The organism is Pseudomonas sp. ACN8 (assembly GCF_002303925.1).
GTDB lineage: Bacteria > Pseudomonadota > Gammaproteobacteria > Pseudomonadales > Pseudomonadaceae > Aquipseudomonas.
Genome location: NZ_MRCS01000032.1, coordinates 38550 through 55529, shown reverse-complemented (window position 1 = coordinate 55529; position 16980 = coordinate 38550). Strand labels below are relative to the sequence as shown.

Sequence of the window (16980 nt, the reverse complement as noted above, 5' to 3'; positions counted from 1 at the left end):
CTGCTTCTGCTCACTTTTCGAGCAGGAGAACACAGGGTGATCAGCATGGAAATGTTGGGAAAAATCCGGCGGATGTACTTCCGCGACAAGCTCTCGCTGCACCAGATAGCCAAGCGTACCGGGCTGTCGAGAAACACCATCCGAAAATGGGTCAGAGCGCCCGAAGCTACTCAGCCGGCGTACCAGCGGTGCGCAACCTTCAACAAACTCAGCCCTTTCCGCGAGACGCTGGAACAGGCGCTGAAAGCCGATTCGTTCCGGGCAAAGCACAATCGCAGAAGCGCCAAAGCACTTTTCGAGCAGATCAAGGCCGAGGGTTATGACGGCGGCTACAGCCAGCTCACGGCGTTTGTACGCTCGTGGCGAGGTGAGCAAGGCAAGTCTTTACGCGCTTTTGTACCGCTGACGTTTGCGCTCGGTGAAGCTTTTCAATTTGACTGGAGCGAAGAAGGGCTGCTGATCGGAGGCCTGTTTCGACGCATCCAGGTCTCCCACATGAAGCTGTGCGCCAGTCGCGCATTCTGGTTGGTTGCGTACCCTAGCCAAGGTCACGAGATGCTATTCGATGCCCATACACGCTCGTTCGGAGCGTTAGGTGGCGTGCCGCGTCGCGGCATCTACGACAACATGAAAACGGCTGTCGACAAGGTCAATAAAGGCAAGGGCCGCACGGTCAATGCCCGGTTTTCCGTGATGTGTGCGCACTACCTGTTCGATCCGGATTTCTGCAACGTAGCCTCTGGCTGGGAAAAGGGCATTGTCGAGAAGAACGTTCAAGACAGTCGACGACGCATTTGGCTTGACGCTCAAAACTGCATGTTCCACACCTTCGAGGAACTGAATGCCTGGCTCGGCCAACGCTGTCGTGCGCTCTGGAGCGAGCTGCTGCATCCGCAGTACAACGGACTGACGGTGGCGGAAGTTTTGGAGCTGGAGCAGGTCGAAATGATGCCGATGCCGACGGCCTTTGATGGCTACGTCGAGCGCACCGTACGGGTCTCCAGCACCTGCCTGATCAGCGTGGCGCGAAATCGCTATTCGGTGCCTTGTGAACGAGTCGGCCAGTGGGTCAGCAGCCGTCTGTACCCATCCCGGATCGTGGTCATCGCCGATGACGCAATGATTGCCAGCCACGAGCGCCTCTTTGATCGAGATCAGGTCAGTTTTGACTGGCAGCATTACATCCCAGTCATCGAACGCAAGCCGGGTGCACTGCGCAATGGCGCACCGTTTGCCGATCTGCCCAATCCGTTGCGGCTTCTCAAACGGGGCCTGAGACGTCACAGCAACGGTGATCGAATCATGACGCAGGTGCTCGCTGCCGTGCCCATCGCCGGTCTTGACCCGGTGCTGGTAGCGGTAGAACTGGTGCTTGAGTCGGGAAGTCTGAGCGCCGATCACATCTTAAATGTTCTCGCCCGACTCACCGCTACTGCACCACCGCCTTCCGTAGAAACCAGCCTGCAACTCAAGGTGGCTCCCGTTGCCAACACGGCCCGATATGACCAACTCCGTACAACAGATGAGGAGAGCCGCAATGCGTGACTTGATGGCAGAACTTAAAGAACTGCGTCTGCATGGCATGGCGCAGGCTTGGGATGAACTGGCGGCCCAGGGAGAAGCTTCGACGGCATCCTCGAAATGGCTACTTGAGCATCTGCTCCAACAGGAGCAGGCAGATCGCGCCGTGCGCTCTGTGAATCATCAGATGAACATGGCAAAGCTCCCCATGCACCGTGATTTAGCTGGCTTTGACTTCAGCGCTTCCAGCGCTGATGCCCGTCTGGTCAAGGAATTATCCAGCCTTGAGTTTACGGAGACTGCGCAAAATGTCGTGTTCATCGGTGGGCCTGGAACCGGAAAAACACACTTGGCCAGTGCCTTGGCCGTGTCCGGAATCACCACTCATAACAAACGAGTACAGTTCTTCTCCACGGTCGATCTCGTCAACCTGCTGGAGCGTGAAAAGTACGATGGTAAGGCAGGCCGAATCGCCCAGGGACTGCTTCGGACAGACCTGGTGATACTCGATGAGCTTGGGTATTTGCCCTTCAGTCAGAGTGGTGGCGCGCTGTTATTTCACCTGCTTTCAAAACTGTACGAGCACACCAGCGTGGTCATCACCACCAACCTCAGCTTCTCGGAATGGTCGAGTGTGTTTGGTGACGCCAAGATGACCACAGCGTTACTGGATCGGCTTACACACCACTGCCACATCGTCGAAACGGGCAACGAGTCCTACCGCCTGCAACACAGCACCTTGGCAGACCAGACAAAGATCAAATCGCGTGAACGAAAGCGCAAGGATGCAGAGGATATCGAGGACGATGCACCGTTTTGACCGGCACCATAAATACCCTGCTGCATGCCTACATGCGGTGGGGCTTGATAAGCCTTCAACCGGAACACGACTGCTAAGCTTATCCACAATTGCTGGGGCAAAAATCAGCAATCCGCCCTGGGTCAATTTTCAATCGGCAGGGTGGGTCAGTTTTCAATCAGCGCTAACATTATAAAGAAAATATTCACTAAAGGCTCAAAAAAATATCAGCCTCACCCTTGATTAGACCATGAGACATCGCAATTACAAGAAAAGAGCATGATATAATTATAAAACCTTAAATTAATTTCGGCATTTTATTTGGGCTGCAACCACTTCGCAAGCGATCGAAAGTAATTTATATCCGTTTACTTTTAAGTGAATGCTTTCAGTATGATTCGCTGTAGGCAATACTCAGCAATACTTTTCTCAGAACCTTTTCTTCGTCCTTCCCAAACACTGAAGAGAAGCGCTCCTGAGCAGCAAACCATAAAGGTTTAGTGTCTTTTAATTTTTGCAAGCCCTTATCCGTAAGTGTGACACAGTGTTGGCGGCGATCTAACGGATGTTCAGCTAAATGTATAAAATCCTGTCGCATCAGTGGTTTAAGATTACGTCCGAGCGTAGATCTCTCCATCACCATGATTTCAGCCAGCTCAGTTACCGATGGCCACTCATTCAGTCTGTTGGAAATTTCAGATAAAATTGCATACTGGGTGGACCTCAGATTTGCTTCGCTAAGTGCGTTGTCGTAAATCTGAGTCAGTCTGCGCGATGCTTTTCTCATCGCAGTGTTGCAACAACTACGGTCTCTCGCCGGATTATTATTCTTCATATTATTATCCGCCTCTATCGCTTCATTCTGTTAGCAGTTATTAACTGCTCATCATTGTCTTTTAAACAGCAAGTCTGTACAGCTCGTTAAGTCTCAATCCCCGCCACTTGTCTACCGGTCTGCATCCCTATAGCGGGCGATAATCGTCCAGTAGAAATGCCGCGATCTCTCGACCGCGGCATTTTCTGTTTGACCCAACTTACACAGCCAAAGCTGAAGCCTTAGTGCGAAACCGCCCCACTCGCCCCTAAACCAGTCTGCGAACGCACGAACTGCGGGAAGAACAGCGCCCGCTCGTTGTCAGCCGCCGTCGACTTGTCGGTAATCGAGAAGAACCAGATCCCGATAAAGGCAATGATCATCGAGAACAGTGCAGGGTACTCATACGGGAAGATCGCCTTCTCGTGATGCAGGATCTGCACCCAGATGGTCGGGCCCAGCACCATCAAGCCCACAGCGCTCACCAGACCCATCCAGCCCCCGATCATCGCGCCGCGAGTGGTCAGCTTTTGCCAGTACATGGAAAGCAGCAGCACCGGGAAGTTGCAGCTCGCCGCGATAGAGAATGCCAGGCCGACCATGAATGCGATGTTCTGGCTTTCGAAAAGGATGCCGAGGCCGATCGCCAGCACCGCCAGGGCGATGGTGGTGATTTTCGACACGCGGATCTCGTCCTTCTCGTTGGCCTTGCCCTTCTTGATCACGCTGGCGTACAGGTCATGGGACACCGCCGAGGCACCGGCGAGGGTCAGGCCGGCCACCACGGCCAGGATGGTTGCGAACGCTACCGCCGAGATGAACCCCAGGAAGATACTGCCACCGACCGCATTGGCCAGGTGCACCGCCGCCATGTTGGTACCGCCCAACAGCGCGCCAGCCGCATCCTTGAAGGCCGGGTTGGTGCTGACCAGCAGGATCGCGCCGAAGCCGATGATGAAGGTCAGGATATAGAAGTAGCCGATGAAGCCGGTTGCGTACAACACGCTCTTGCGCGCTTCTTTTGCGTCACTCACGGTGAAGAAGCGCATCAGGATGTGTGGCAGGCCCGCAGTACCGAACATCAGCGCCAACCCCAGGGAGAATGCCGAGATCGGATCTTTCACCAGGCCGCCCGGGCTCATGATCGCTTCACCTTTAGGGTGAACCTTGATCGCCTCGGAGAACAACATGTTGAAGTCGAAGTTGACGTGCTTCATCACCATCAGCGCCATGAAGGAAGCGCCGGACAGCAGCAACACAGCCTTGATGATCTGCACCCAGGTGGTCGCCAGCATGCCGCCGAACAGCACGTACATGCACATCAGGATACCGACCAGGATCACCGCCACGTGGTAGTCGAGACCGAACAGCAGCTGGATCAGCTTGCCGGCACCGACCATTTGCGCGATCAGGTAGAACGCCACCACCACCAGCGAACCGCAGGCGGACAGCAAGCGGATCTGGGTTTGTCCCAAGCGATAGGATGCCACGTCGGCAAAAGTGTATTTGCCCAGGTTACGCAGGCGCTCGGCGATCAGAAACAGAATGATCGGCCAGCCCACCAGGAAGCCGATCGAGTAGATCAGGCCATCGTAGCCAGAGGTGAATACCAGCGCGGAAATACCCAAGAAGGACGCCGCCGACATGTAGTCGCCGGCAATCGCCAGGCCGTTCTGGAAACCGGTGATCTTGCCGCCTGCCGCGTAGTAATCGGCCGCCGATTTGTTACGCTTGGACGCCCAGTAGGTAATGCACAGGGTCGCACCAACGAAGGCGACAAACATCAAGATTGCCGACACGTTAAGCGGTTGTTTCTGCACGGCGCCGGTCAGGGCGTCAGCCGCCCAGGCAACCGGTGCGAAGGCTGCGATGCTCAAAAGAGCCAGTATATGTCGGATCATTGCTGAGCCTCCTTGAGAATCGCATTGTTCAGGTTGTCGAATTCGCCGTTGGCGCGACGTATATAAAAACCGGTCAAGATAAAGGCCGATAGAATCAGCCCGACACCGATCGGCATGCCCCAGGTAATAGATGACTCAGGGCTGATTTTTGCTCCCAGGATATGCGGCCCGTAGGCAATCAAAAGGATGAATCCGGAGTAAAGCCCTAGCATGATTGCCGAAAGAATCCAGGCGAACCGTTCTCGCTTGCGAACCAGATCCTTGAAGCGCGGGCTGTTTTGAATCGAGCGGTAAATGCTGTCGTTCATTGTTTTTATCCTCGCAGCACAGATGAATTTGCAACGTCATCCAGATGGAGCCGCAAGCAGCAGTCAGATTGAATTCTCCCCGCTGCTACCGGCAATCACATTACTCGTTGACGTTGACGACTAAGCGACCCCTGATTTTCCCCTGAAGCAAATCAGTAGACGCTGGAATGGCTTCTGAAAGCGCTATCTCTCTTGTGATATCCGATAGTTGTGATAGATCGAGATGTATGCCCAATTGCTTCCAAGCTTCGATACGACTGTCATATGGCTGGGTGACGCTGTTGATACCAAGAAGACTGACGCCTCGTAAAATGAATGGTGCGACAGTAGTCGGTAGATCCATGCCCTGAGCCAGACCGCAGGCGGCGATTGCCCCCTCTGCTTTAATCGAAGCGCAGACATTTGCGAGCGTATGGCTACCAACAGAATCAACAGCTGCAGCCCAGCGCTCCTTTTGAAGCGGGCGACCAGGTTCAGATAATTCGGCACGGCTGATGATGGAGGTTGCACCAAGAAGCTTCAGGTATTCCTCCTCCTGAGGCCGACCGGTCGACGCAATGACCGAGTAGCCTTTACGGGCAAGAATGGGAATAGCAAAACTGCCCACCCCTCCATTTGCTCCGGTCACTAGGACTTCACCATGTGCAGGAGTCACGCCATGGCGCTCCAATGCCATTACACACAGCATGGCAGTGTACCCGGCCGTGCCTATCGCCATTGCTTGGGCTTCGGTAAAGTTTTTCGGTAATGGAATAAGCCATTCCCCGCGCACTCTGGCCTTTTGTGCCAGCCCACCCCAATGGCTTTCCCCTACCCCCCAACCATTAAGCAAGACCTTATCGCCGGCCTTGTAATTAGGATGGGCGCTTTCCTCCACTACCCCAGCGAAATCAATTCCCGGAACCATTGGAAAATGGCGGACCACAGGACTTTGGCCCGTGATCGCGAGTGCATCTTTAAAATTTATCGTGCTATAGGCTACGCGCACGAGGACATCCCCTTCGGGCAGCTGCTCCTCGTTAATGTCTGTGACCAGCGAGTTATAAGACGTTGCATTTTTGTCGATGAGAATTGCCTTGAACATGTTTTGCTCCTATTTAGACCGTTCGTCTATAAAATTTCGAAAAAAATCAGCTGACATATCAAAAAATCCACCAGCGGAAGAGTGCCGGTACCGGTAGCCTCGCTGGAACTCCGAGTGGACGATGCGGCCAAACGTGCTCAGGTGCGATCTTGGGTGGTCGGCCGCTACAGGCCAGGGGATTGATTATGTTCATGAGCACATAATTAGACCGATCGTCTTTTAATGTCAAGAGACCGGATGCTTTGAATCGCGGACAACCGCCGGTGCGGCGCGCTGACTACGCAGCGCTGGGGCTTGGCAGGTGGCTGACGAACTGAGGCGAATCCGCATGGGGCGGCTATACGTCGACGACGGTTCGCTTGCAGGGCAGCGGCGACACTAGCAACCAAGTCAGACGCTGCAGAGAGGGGGAGTTTTTTTGTCGCTGCTTCAGATCAGGGCTTGTAGCTTCTCAAAGAATGCAGAAATGTTCCCCTCATGGCGCTTGTAGTACGTCCACGGACCAATTCGTTGAGATGTGATCAGTTGCGCACGTTGCAACGATGCCAAATAAAGCGACACAGTCGATTGAGACAATCGCGTGCGCTCCTGGATGATACTGACGCACACACCAACTTCGTCCGGATCGACTTCCTGTTCGGGAAAACTCTTCCGGGGCTCTTTTAACCAACCGAGGATCGCTAGACGGGTCGGGTTATCGAGCGCCTTGAGCGCTTCACTGATATCGATGCTCATAAATTTCTCGGTATCTCTTTTTCTCGATATTACGACAATTTACGCCTATTCGCACAGTCCTTCAGCTCGAACGTTCGAATCCGGTTCATTGGGTGAATGGCTAATTTCAAACAGTTTCACACTGCCAACCTGCTCGTCCGGTCAATTTGAGCTGAAGTGAGGCATAACGTAAGTGCCAATTTCTTCGATCACTTCAGCAGCAGGCCGATGGCCGTACTTGACATTCAGGATGACGTGATCAACACCTGCATCTTGAAGTAGCTGCAAAAGCACCACCAAATGGTCTCTGCCCAGTCTATAGCCCAAATGGATTGGGGATGGAGGGCATTGGGGTGAGGCCTCCAAATCAATGTAAAGCGACTGTAAAAAAGGTTTGTATACACTTTCGCATTGCTTCTCGACTTCTGCTCGCCATTTGTCAACGGTCAGTTTCTGTGCGGTGGGAGGCCGGGGGTAGCTAATCCATCCGCAGCTGTTGCGAGCAATCCAGTCCAGAGACTGACGACTGTGTCCTGTCACAAAAAATGGGATTTCATTGGTTGTCGGCTTTGGGACCAAATCTGCGCCCACCAGAGCTCCACCGCTCCAGTGCAGGGGCTCAAAACTGCTGCGTTGTGCTTGCCGTATCACAGTCAGGTGTTCTCGAAAAATCTCGTCGCGATTCTCCGGGTCAATGCCGAATGCGGGGAATTCAACTGGACGATCCCCTGAAGCAACTCCCAGCAAAAGACGACCATCGCTTAGCTGATCGACGCTTGTGGCTGCCTTAGCGGTATGTAAAGGGTTGCGCAGAGGTAGCGCAATGGACGCCGTGCCGAGTGAAATTTCTGATGTGTGCGCGGCAATAAATCCCAGGTAGACCCAGGGATCAAAAACCTGTCCGACGTCACCGAAACTTGGATCTCTGAGCGGCACGTCTCGAAACCAGAGTGCCGAGAACCCGAGTTTCTCTGCACGCTTCGCCAATGCAACCTGGTTTAGCATGGTTGGGGTATCACCCCCAAAGGCTTCAAGGGGGAAAAAAATGCCCAGACTGAGGCGTCCGGCTTTGAACGTACGCTGGAAACCTCGATGCTGTTCATAGGGCACTGCACTTGGTTGATACATGATCATGTCTCTAATATTGGCCAGGTCAGTCTGTAAAATCCTGGACCAGCCTTGCATCGACTTCGACTGATGCGTCTGGCCATTGCAATCCATCCGCATCTCCAGTTCGAGGCTTGAGCCGCGCCTTTGGGGGCGCGGCTCACAGCGACTATTCCTGATAGGTGGAATAGTCGGTGTAGCCTTTGTGAGTACCGCCATACATGCTGGTCGGATCCACTTGGTTTAGCGGCCAGTTGTTAGCGATGCGCTCGGGCAGATCCGGATTCGCTATAAAAGGACGTCCGAAGGCAATCAGGTCGCCCCAGCCTTCTTCGATTACGCGGATGCCACGCTCGGCGGTGTACTTGCCTGCATAGAGAATTGCGCCACTGAAGTTTTTCCGAACAGCTGTTCGGAAAGTCTCCGGCAACTCGGGGGCATTCTCCCAATCAGCTTCGGCTAGTGACAGATAGGCGATACCAATATTCTCGAGTACTTTGATCGCCTCGATATAGGTCTCGTGCGGATTCTCCTCAACCAAACCGAGGTAGACACGATCTTCATCCGTAGTTGCAAACAGAGGAGCAAAGCGTATGCCCAGGCGGTTATTGCCAACGACCTCCGCCACCGCTTGCGTGATTTCTTTCAAAAAGCGCAGCCGGTTCTGCAGTGAACCACCGTATTCATCGTCACGCCGGTTGGTATGGGCCGATATAAATTGGTTCACCAAATAGCCATTGGCGCAGTGAATTTCGACCCCGTCGAAGCCAGCGTCGAGTGCATTGCGAGCGGCTTGAGCATACAGCTGAACCAACTCCTTCACTTCCGCTGTAGTCAGTGCACGCGGTGTCGACGGCAGGGCTAGCGCACCTTCGCCAGGTCCGGTTTCGATAAAGACTTTTACGTTATCAGCCACAATCGCCGAGGGCGCCACTGGAGCATCACCACCAGGCTGGAGAGAGTTATGCGAAACGCGACCCACGTGCCACAGCTGGGCGAAGATCACACCCCCCTCTGCATGGACGGCGTCCGTCACTTTACGCCAACCCTCTACCTGTTCCGCGCTATAAATACCTGGCGTCCAGGCATAACCCTGCCCTCGTGGCTCGATTTGGGTACCCTCAGTCACCATGAACCCAGCACCGGTACGCTGACCGTAGTAAGTAGCCATTAGATCGTTAGGAATGTTACCTGGCTGGGAGCTGCGGGAACGGGTCAGCGGTGGAAGAACGATTCGATTCTTTAGAGTGTACGGGCCCAGATGAGCCTGTTTGAACAATACTGAGCTTTTCATAGCATTCACCTAGATATCTAAATAATTCGATTTGAACAGTTAAATGTACAGAGCGAATTTCGCTTCAAAACAGGCCTAGCGGCGCTTCATTGAGGCTCACATAAATGTTCTTTTTCTGGCTGTAGGCCTCAAGCATCGATTTATGGGTCTCTCTCCCAATTCCGGATTTTTTGTAGCCACCAAACGGCGCGTGGGCGGGAATCTCGTGGTAAGTGTTCACCCACATCCGCCCAGTTTCAACGGCACGCGATACCCGTAGAGCTCGATTAATGTCTTGGGTCCAAACGGCACCCGCCAATCCATATTCCGAGTCGTTGGCTAAGGCGATGACTTCCGCTTCATCTTTGAAGGGGATCACGCAAAGAACCGGACCGAAGATTTCTTCGTAAGCAACACGCATGTCATTGCGGACGTCGACCAAAATAGTGGGCTGAATGAAAAATCCAGCGTCGTAATCACCGCCAGTCAGCCGCTCACCACCAACCAGAACATTCGCGCCCTCTGTCAGAGCGATATCGATATAACCCAGAATTCGATTCATTTGAGTTTCGCTGACCTGGGCTCCCATGGTCGTCTCAGGGGACAGCGGATCTCCCACACGTACCTGTTCGAATTTTTGTTTCAGTTCACCAAGGAATCGTTCATAGATCGACTCATGAACGAACAAACGTGCACCTGATTCACAAACCTGGCCCTGATTCCAAAGGATGGCCAGGGCCGCACCTTCCACCGCCTTCTCCCAGTTGGCATCGGGGAAAACAATGTTTGCAGATTTGCCCCCCAACTCCAGCGTGGCGGGAATGATTTTCTTGGCGGCGGCAGCAGCTACAACCCCGCCAATACCGGTTGAACCTGTGAAGGCCAGTTTCCGAATGAGAGGATGATCCAACAGCGGTTGACCAGTAGTAACACCTGTACCAGTAACGATGTTCACGACACCCGGCGGCAGCACCTTAGCGAAGATTTTCGCAAGCTCCAGGATGGTGACAGGGGTCATCTCCGAGGGCTTAATAACAACGGTGTTACCCATTGCAATAGCAGGTGCAATCTTCCAGGCCGCCATGAGCAATGGGAAATTCCACGGAATTACCTGACCGACAACGCCCAGCGGCTCGCTCAGGGTGATGCTTAGAGTCTGCTCGTCGAGCATCACGGCTTCGTCAGAATGGCTGCGAATCACACCGGCGAAATAGCGAAAGTGGTCGATGGCCAGCGGGACGTCAATTGCCTTGCTTTCGCGGAGAGGCTTGCCAACGTCAAGTGACTCTAAAATGGCAAAGCGTTCAAAATCTCTTTCCAACAAATCGGCGATTTTCAGCAGGAGGTTGGATCGTTCAATCGGTGTAGTGGTGCGCCAGGTCTGAAAGGCACGATTGGCAGCTTGTACAGCGCGATCGACATCCGCAGCGTTGGCATTCGGAATACGAGTGAGAAATTTACCATTGGCCGGATTGCGGCTGTCGATAGTTTCTCCACTTTCACCTTCAACCCACTGGTTGTCGATGAACAGACCGTAGCTCTGATCTGGAACGTAGCTTGGAGGGACGTCATGAAGGATTTGCATTTTGATTCTCCCAAGTATTAGGGGTTTTGAGGTGTAGCTCAAAATTATTTCAGATATCGAGATATGTCAATATCTATATTCTCGAATTTAGATTTGTGGGAAGGCTTTGAGCGAAAACCTGATGAAAATTCATCGCTTAGGAATGTCAGCCGCCTGTCGCCCTAGCAAAAAATCGGCCCACCTGACGCGACGATGTGTCCACTAATCCCCTCCTAATTGACGGCGGTCGGGCAGATTGTTGATCAAGAGCCTGAAGCTACCGGCAACGTGGATGGTCCCCCCTTTGATGGTGCGTCTGGAGGTTCGATATGACTAACAGTCAGCCAATGATGATGCGCGCTTATGGATAACCTGCTAACGGCGCGCCTCGCTCAGCGTCGTCGATCTTTGGCTGCGTTATAACTTGGCCGGGCTAGGGTCGCGCACCCAGCAGCGTCCAGCGAGAGGCGCGGAACCTGGTGATCTTTAGGCCTCAATGCTGAAGACCATTACCGAAAGTACTGCGATTCCTAGCAATGGGCGTGCTGGTGCTAGGTGGACATGCGTCGGCAATACCCCGAACGTACTCGGTGCGGCAATTGCAAAAATGCTTTGTCGGTCGCTGTTACACGGTACAGCGACTCTACGATGATCTGAAAGGGCTGCTGGATTATCCTGATAGTGGCGAGGGCGGTCGCCAAGGCGTTGGTCCGCCCCCTACCGGGGAACCAGAGAAGCTCCACCGATGTTCAACTTGAAAGAGACAAGCGGAACGAGAAAATGTCACGGTTTCCAAATTCTGCATGGGAAGAACGTTAAGCGAAGACCCTATTTCGGAGCGAAGCCGGATGCCCAGGCATTGCGCAGAAAACTGACAAACGTCGATACAGCCATAGGGACATGGCTCGCGTAGGGACGAACTGCGTAGAGTCGCTCGGCGAACGTACCTACAGGCATCCATGCAGGGAGTACTTCGACAAGCTTCCCAGCTTTTAGAGCCGCCTGGGCACTGAAGTCTGGCAGTAGCGCAATACCGAGTCCTGCGATCGATGCATCGCGCAGCGCCTCACTGTTGTTGGCTGCGAAAGGACCGGCAACCGCCACTGTGATGCGCTCGGAGCCGCGACTGCCTTCTAGAGGTTCGAAAGCCCAAGTGGGGGTTTCTTGAGCGCGCGGATAAAACAAACAGTCATGCCCTGCCAGGGCTTCGGGTGTTTTTGGTGCTGACTTGCGGCGCAAATAGGCGCGACTGGCGACCAAAAGTGACCGCGTACTGCATAACTGCCAGGCAACATGTGTGTCGGGGACAGAGGCTGCGTGCCGAATCGCCAGATCAAACCCCTCCATTGAAAGGGAGCTGATCCGATCAGAAAGCTCCAACTCCAGCCGGACCTCTGGGTTAGCGCGTGAAAACTCTGCTAAGCGAGGCACCAATTGTTGGCGGGCCAGCGCCACGGGAGCCGTCACGCGCAGTAGTCCCGTGGGAACTCCTACCAGGTCGCGCACACCTGCGAGACTGTGTGCTATGCGCTCGAACGGTGTACGCGTGTCGTCCACCAATCGCTGCCCAACTTCAGTCAGGCGCATGCTGCGTGTGGTGCGCCGCACTAGTGGCATGCCAACTGCGCGCTCGAGTTCAGCGATACGCTGGCTCATGGCCGCTTTACTCACGCCAAGGCGAGCGGCGGCCGCCGTATAGCTGCCTTGCTGTTCCAAAACGACCAGCCAGTGCAGATGGCCCCAAAGCGACTCGATATTTTTGTCATTCATAAATCTATTGTTCACCAAAGTGAACAATCAATTCAAGTTTGTGACGTTGTTGAGGCAAGAACGATCCCTTAGGCTCTGGGTGCATTTCCGACTTCTCCATCGAAGCGAGACCCGCCATGACCCAGCTAAATAATAACCAAGAGATTGCCCAGTACATCCACGGCGCCCACGTCGCCGGTAGCGGTGTCCGCACTCAACCCATTTTCAACCCAGCCACCGGCGCCGTTAGTGGCCATGTGCGCCTGGGCAACTCACAGGACATAGACGCCGCAGTGGCTTCCGCCCAGGCTGCCTTTCCCGCCTGGTCGGAAACGCCGCCCATTCGCCGCGCTCGAGTCTTATTCAAATTTCTGGAGCTGTTGAACCAGAACAAAGACGTACTGGCGCACCTGATCACTGCCGAACATGGCAAGGTCTTCACCGATGCCCAGGGCGAAGTGGCCCGTGGTATTGACATCGTTGAGTTCTCTTGTGGCATTCCGCAGTTGCTCAAGGGCGACTTCTCCGATCAGGTGTCCACCAACATGGACAACTGGACACTGCGCCAGCCATTGGGTGTCGTCGCTGGCATCACGCCGTTCAACTTTCCGGTGATGGTACCGATGTGGATGTTCCCGGTGGCGATCGCTGCGGGCAACACGTTCATTCTTAAACCCAGCCCAACCGATCCAAGTGCCAGCCTGTTTATGGCCGATTTGCTGAAACAGGCCGGCCTGCCTGATGGCGTGTTCAACGTGGTGCAAGGCGACAAAGAGGCCGTTGACGCGCTGCTGGTCCATCCGGATGTGAAAGCGGTGTCCTTCGTCGGCTCCACGCCAATCGCCAATTACATCTACGAGACCGGCGCTCGCCACGGCAAGCGCGTGCAGGCCCTGGGCGGCGCGAAGAATCACATGGTGGTCATGCCTGATGCTGATGTCGACCAGGTTGTGGATGCCCTCATTGGTGCTGGCTACGGTTCAGCGGGCGAACGCTGCATGGCGATCTCGGTTGCAGTGCTGGTCGGTGACGTGGCCGATAAGGTCGTGCCAAAGTTACTGGAACGTACCAAAGCGCTGAAAGTGCTCAATGGCACCAACTTGGCCGCAGAGATGGGTCCCATCGTCACTGCCGCCGCCCATGCACGCATTACCGGCTACATTGAGCAAGGCATTAAGGAAGGCGCACAGCTATTGGCTGATGGTCGCGACTTCAACGGTGCCGAGGCCGGTGACGGATGTGCAGAAGGCTTTTGGATGGGCGGCACACTGTTCGACCACGTCACGCCGGATATGCGCATCTATAAGGAGGAGATCTTTGGTCCTGTGCTTGCTTGCGTGCGCGTGCCTGACTTTGCTACGGCTGTGCAATTGGTCAACGATCACGAATTTGGTAATGGCGTGGCCTGCTTCACCCGGGACGGCAATGTGGCGCGCGAATTCAGCCGCCGCATTCAGGTAGGAATGGTGGGCATCAATGTACCGCTTCCTGTGCCTATGGCTTGGCACGGTTTCGGTGGTTGGAAGAAAAGCCTTTTTGGAGACATGCATGCTTACGGAGAAGAGGGTGTGCGCTTCTACACCAAGCAAAAATCCATTATGCAACGCTGGCCAGAAAGCATCGGCAAAGGTGCGGAATTCGCGATGCCGACCTCAAAATAGTCGCAATGGTCTCACGAGGGGCGCTGCGTAAAAAAGGTGTTGATTTTAATAGTCGATCGGTCTAATAATCGACGCATGACTAATACCCTATCTACCCCTCGTAAGCGTGGTCGCCCGGCGAAAACCGCCGGCGACTACCGTGAGACACGCGATATCCTGTGCCGTGCCGGCGTTGCTGCCCTGACGGAAAAGGGATTTTCGGCCACCGGCATCGACGAAGTGCTGAAGTCAGTTGGCGTACCCAAGGGTTCTTTTTACCATTTCTTCACCAGCAAAGAAGCTTTTGGATCGGAACTGATTACGCTTTATGCCCGGTATTTCGCGCGCAAGATCGACCAGCACCTCTTGGACGAAAGTATTTCCCCCATGAGGCGCATCGATGCGTTTTGCCAAGATGCAGAGCGCGGGATGGAGCGGTTCGATTTTTCTCGAGGATGCCTTGTGGGTAACCTGGGACAAGAGATGGGGGCTCTTCCAGAGTCCTTTCGGGCGCTACTCAGCGGCGTGCTTTTGGACTGGCAAAACCGCTTCGAACGCTGCTTGGATGCAGCGAAGAGCGCAGGCGAAATTCCCCAGCATATAGACTCGGCGCGCTGGGCCGCTTTCTTCTGGATTGGCTGGGAGGGGGCTGTGCTGCGCGCCAAGCTTGAACGCAATGGGGAGCCGCTGCGGGTATTTGCAGATATGTTTTTGATGAGCCTGGAGTCTTAGGCTCTTTTTTTGCCCAATAATATACGATCGGTCTAATTAAAAACTAGAACCGTTACATCGCTCGTCACAACAGGTGTCACGATGAATACGCCAACTTTTGACTACATCATCATTGGAGCTGGCACGGCTGGCTGCTTACTTGCCAACCGCCTCAGTGCCGATTCGAACTGCCGAGTCTTACTCCTTGAAGCCGGTGGCCCGGACAATTACCCCTGGATTCATATTCCGGTTGGTTACCTCTATTGCATTGACAATCCACGTACTGATTGGCGTTTTCGGACCGCAGCATCACCAGGCCTGAATGGCCGCGAATTGCTGTATCCAAGGGGTAAAACGCTGGGGGGATGCTCAAGCATCAACGGCATGATCTACATGCGTGGCCAAGCTCATGATTATGAGCATTGGGCGCAGGTCACTGGTGATGAAGAGTGGAATTGGGAGAGCTGCCTCAATGACTTCCGTGCGCACGAGGATCACTACCGCCTTGATTCCGCCGTTGCCAATCAACTAGGTAGCCGGGCGGCACAATTTAAAAACCTGCACAGCTCGGGCGGAGAATGGCGCATAGAAAAGCAGCGTCTGCGCTGGGACATACTTGATGCCTTTGCAGAGGCGGCACAGCAGGCCGGCATTCCAGCGACCGACGACTTCAATAGCGGAGACAATCATGGTGTCGGCTATTTTGAAGTCAACCAACGCAGCGGCTGGCGCTGGAATGCCTCCAAGGCGTTTTTAAAACCCATTCGAAAACAACGCTCAAATCTTACGATATGGACCGGTGCGCAGGTATCCCGCCTTCTTTTTGAGACGCGTGAAAATGGGCCGCAAGCCTGTTGCGGCGTCGAGCTTATTCACCAAGGTCAACACCGTAAAGTGGGGGCCCGTCGCGAAGTTATCCTCAGCGCTGGTGCTATCGGTACTCCCCAGTTGCTGCAGCTTTCGGGGGTAGGCGACGCCAAGTTGCTAAATGAGCATCGCATTCCGGTCGTGCATCATTTACCAGGGGTAGGCGGCAACCTACAAGACCATCTACAGATCCGCTCGGTCTACAAAGTGCACGGTGCGCCCACGCTGAACACTCAGGCGTCCAATATATGGGGTAAAGCTGCGATCGCATTGGAATACGCGCTGAAACGTAGCGGCCCAATGAGTATGTCCCCTTCTCAGCTGGGCATTTTCACCACCAGCGATGAGTCCTATCAAACCCCTAATATTCAGTACCATGTTCAACCATTGAGTCTGGAAGCTTTCGGCCAGCCGCTTCACCAATTCCCTGCCTTAACCGCCAGCGTGTGCAACCTTCGCCCGAGTAGCCGCGGCCAGGTATCGATACGCAGCGCAGATTTCCGCAACGTTCCAATCATTGCGCCCAACTACCTGAGTACTGATGAAGACCGCAAAGTCGCGGCAGATTCGTTACGCGTGACCCGTCGTATTGCATCGCAACCAGCGTTGGCCCGCTACTACCCCGAAGAATACAAGCCGGGTGTTCAGTACGAAACGGACGAACAACTTGCACGTTTGGCGGGCGATATCGGAACGACGATTTTCCATCCCGTGGGGACCGCGAGAATGGGGCGTTCATCCGACCCGGACTCTGTGGTGGACAGTCATCTTCGTGTACATGGCATCCAGGGTCTTCGAGTAGTCGACGCCAGCGTCATGCCCACGATTACGAGCGGCAACACCAATAGCCCAACGTTGATGATTGCGGAGAAAGCCGCGCGTTGGATCATTGCTGGTATCTAACCCATCAGATCGGAAAATAATAATA

At 54.3% G+C, this 16980-nt stretch carries 14 protein-coding genes; 5 read left to right on the top strand and 9 right to left on the bottom strand.

Annotation, left to right across the window (positions count from 1 at the left end; genetic code table 11):
• The first annotated feature begins 45 nt into the window (after positions 1-45).
• Entirely contained in the window at positions 46-1545 is a 1500-nt protein-coding gene (istA, locus tag BSF44_RS18560) for an IS21 family transposase (protein WP_141250053.1), read from the top strand.
• The gene (istB, locus tag BSF44_RS18555) at positions 1538-2341 is read left to right on the top strand and encodes an IS21-like element helper ATPase IstB (protein ID WP_095944747.1); all 804 of its coding nucleotides are present in this window, start codon (positions 1538-1540) and stop codon (positions 2339-2341) included. The genes istA and istB overlap by 8 nt, the downstream gene beginning before the upstream one ends.
• 367 nt (positions 2342-2708) lie before the next feature.
• Here the strand turns inward: istB and BSF44_RS18550 are convergent, their stop codons facing one another.
• The 9 genes from BSF44_RS18550 to BSF44_RS18510 form a co-directional block, all read right to left on the bottom strand.
• The gene (locus tag BSF44_RS18550) at positions 2709-3155 is read right to left on the bottom strand and encodes a MarR family winged helix-turn-helix transcriptional regulator (protein ID WP_218194560.1); all 447 of its coding nucleotides are present in this window, start codon (positions 3153-3155) and stop codon (positions 2709-2711) included.
• Between the two features lie 221 nt (positions 3156-3376).
• Positions 3377-5035: a cation acetate symporter gene (locus BSF44_RS18545; protein ID WP_095944745.1), complete on the bottom strand. Its 1659-nt coding sequence runs from the start codon at positions 5033-5035 to the stop codon at positions 3377-3379.
• Positions 5032-5343, bottom strand: coding sequence for a DUF485 domain-containing protein (locus tag BSF44_RS18540; RefSeq protein WP_095944744.1), 312 nt, complete (start codon positions 5341-5343; stop codon positions 5032-5034). Before BSF44_RS18540 ends, BSF44_RS18545 begins: the two co-directional genes overlap by 4 nt.
• Positions 5344-5443: 100 nt before the next feature.
• Positions 5444-6427, bottom strand: coding sequence for an MDR family oxidoreductase (locus tag BSF44_RS18535; protein ID WP_095944743.1), 984 nt, complete (start codon positions 6425-6427; stop codon positions 5444-5446).
• Between the two features lie 429 nt (positions 6428-6856).
• A complete protein-coding gene (locus BSF44_RS18530; protein WP_095944742.1) occupies positions 6857-7162 on the bottom strand; it encodes a helix-turn-helix transcriptional regulator in 306 nt (101 codons plus the stop codon).
• A gap of 141 nt (positions 7163-7303) precedes the next feature.
• On the bottom strand, positions 7304-8269 hold the full coding sequence (locus tag BSF44_RS18525; RefSeq protein WP_095944767.1) for an LLM class oxidoreductase: 966 nt from the start codon (positions 8267-8269) through the stop codon (positions 7304-7306).
• A 148-nt stretch (positions 8270-8417) separates the two neighbouring features.
• Positions 8418-9542, bottom strand: a complete 1125-nt coding sequence (locus tag BSF44_RS18520) for an alkene reductase (RefSeq protein ID WP_095944741.1) — start codon at positions 9540-9542, stop codon at positions 8418-8420.
• Between the two features lie 64 nt (positions 9543-9606).
• Complete coding sequence (locus BSF44_RS18515) at positions 9607-11106, bottom strand: aldehyde dehydrogenase family protein (RefSeq protein ID WP_095944740.1); 1500 nt, start codon at positions 11104-11106, stop codon at positions 9607-9609.
• Between the two features lie 807 nt (positions 11107-11913).
• Positions 11914-12855 (bottom strand): LysR family transcriptional regulator, encoded by a 942-nt coding sequence (locus BSF44_RS18510; protein WP_095944739.1) that lies wholly within the window; start codon positions 12853-12855, stop codon positions 11914-11916.
• A 116-nt stretch (positions 12856-12971) separates the two neighbouring features.
• Here BSF44_RS18510 and BSF44_RS18505 point away from each other — a divergent pair, with 116 nt between their 5' ends.
• From BSF44_RS18505 to BSF44_RS18495, 3 genes are all read left to right on the top strand, one after another.
• Entirely contained in the window at positions 12972-14495 is a 1524-nt protein-coding gene (locus BSF44_RS18505; RefSeq protein WP_095944738.1) for a CoA-acylating methylmalonate-semialdehyde dehydrogenase, read from the top strand.
• Positions 14496-14570: 75 nt separating this feature from the next.
• Positions 14571-15206: a TetR/AcrR family transcriptional regulator gene (locus BSF44_RS18500; RefSeq protein ID WP_095944737.1), complete on the top strand. Its 636-nt coding sequence runs from the start codon at positions 14571-14573 to the stop codon at positions 15204-15206.
• An 81-nt stretch (positions 15207-15287) separates the two neighbouring features.
• Positions 15288-16955: a GMC family oxidoreductase gene (locus tag BSF44_RS18495; RefSeq protein WP_095944736.1), complete on the top strand. Its 1668-nt coding sequence runs from the start codon at positions 15288-15290 to the stop codon at positions 16953-16955.
• The last annotated feature ends 25 nt before the right edge of the window (positions 16956-16980 follow it).

What these genes read in the sequence shown, in the direction of transcription:
- istA (WP_141250053.1), top strand. Translation starts at nt 46, where the DNA reads ATGGAAATGTTGGGAAAAATCCGGCGGATGTACTTCCGCGACAAGCTC.
- istB (WP_095944747.1), top strand. Translation starts at nt 1,538, where the DNA reads ATGCGTGACTTGATGGCAGAACTTAAAGAACTGCGTCTGCATGGCATG.
- BSF44_RS18550 (WP_218194560.1), bottom strand. Translation starts at nt 3,155, where the DNA reads ATGAAGAATAATAATCCGGCGAGAGACCGTAGTTGTTGCAACACTGCG.
- BSF44_RS18545 (WP_095944745.1), bottom strand. Translation starts at nt 5,035, where the DNA reads ATGATCCGACATATACTGGCTCTTTTGAGCATCGCAGCCTTCGCACCG.
- BSF44_RS18540 (WP_095944744.1), bottom strand. Translation starts at nt 5,343, where the DNA reads ATGAACGACAGCATTTACCGCTCGATTCAAAACAGCCCGCGCTTCAAG.
- BSF44_RS18535 (WP_095944743.1), bottom strand. Translation starts at nt 6,427, where the DNA reads ATGTTCAAGGCAATTCTCATCGACAAAAATGCAACGTCTTATAACTCG.
- BSF44_RS18530 (WP_095944742.1), bottom strand. Translation starts at nt 7,162, where the DNA reads ATGAGCATCGATATCAGTGAAGCGCTCAAGGCGCTCGATAACCCGACC.
- BSF44_RS18525 (WP_095944767.1), bottom strand. Translation starts at nt 8,269, where the DNA reads ATGTATCAACCAAGTGCAGTGCCCTATGAACAGCATCGAGGTTTCCAG.
- BSF44_RS18520 (WP_095944741.1), bottom strand. Translation starts at nt 9,542, where the DNA reads ATGAAAAGCTCAGTATTGTTCAAACAGGCTCATCTGGGCCCGTACACT.
- BSF44_RS18515 (WP_095944740.1), bottom strand. Translation starts at nt 11,106, where the DNA reads ATGCAAATCCTTCATGACGTCCCTCCAAGCTACGTTCCAGATCAGAGC.
- BSF44_RS18510 (WP_095944739.1), bottom strand. Translation starts at nt 12,855, where the DNA reads ATGAATGACAAAAATATCGAGTCGCTTTGGGGCCATCTGCACTGGCTG.
- BSF44_RS18505 (WP_095944738.1), top strand. Translation starts at nt 12,972, where the DNA reads ATGACCCAGCTAAATAATAACCAAGAGATTGCCCAGTACATCCACGGC.
- BSF44_RS18500 (WP_095944737.1), top strand. Translation starts at nt 14,571, where the DNA reads ATGACTAATACCCTATCTACCCCTCGTAAGCGTGGTCGCCCGGCGAAA.
- BSF44_RS18495 (WP_095944736.1), top strand. Translation starts at nt 15,288, where the DNA reads ATGAATACGCCAACTTTTGACTACATCATCATTGGAGCTGGCACGGCT.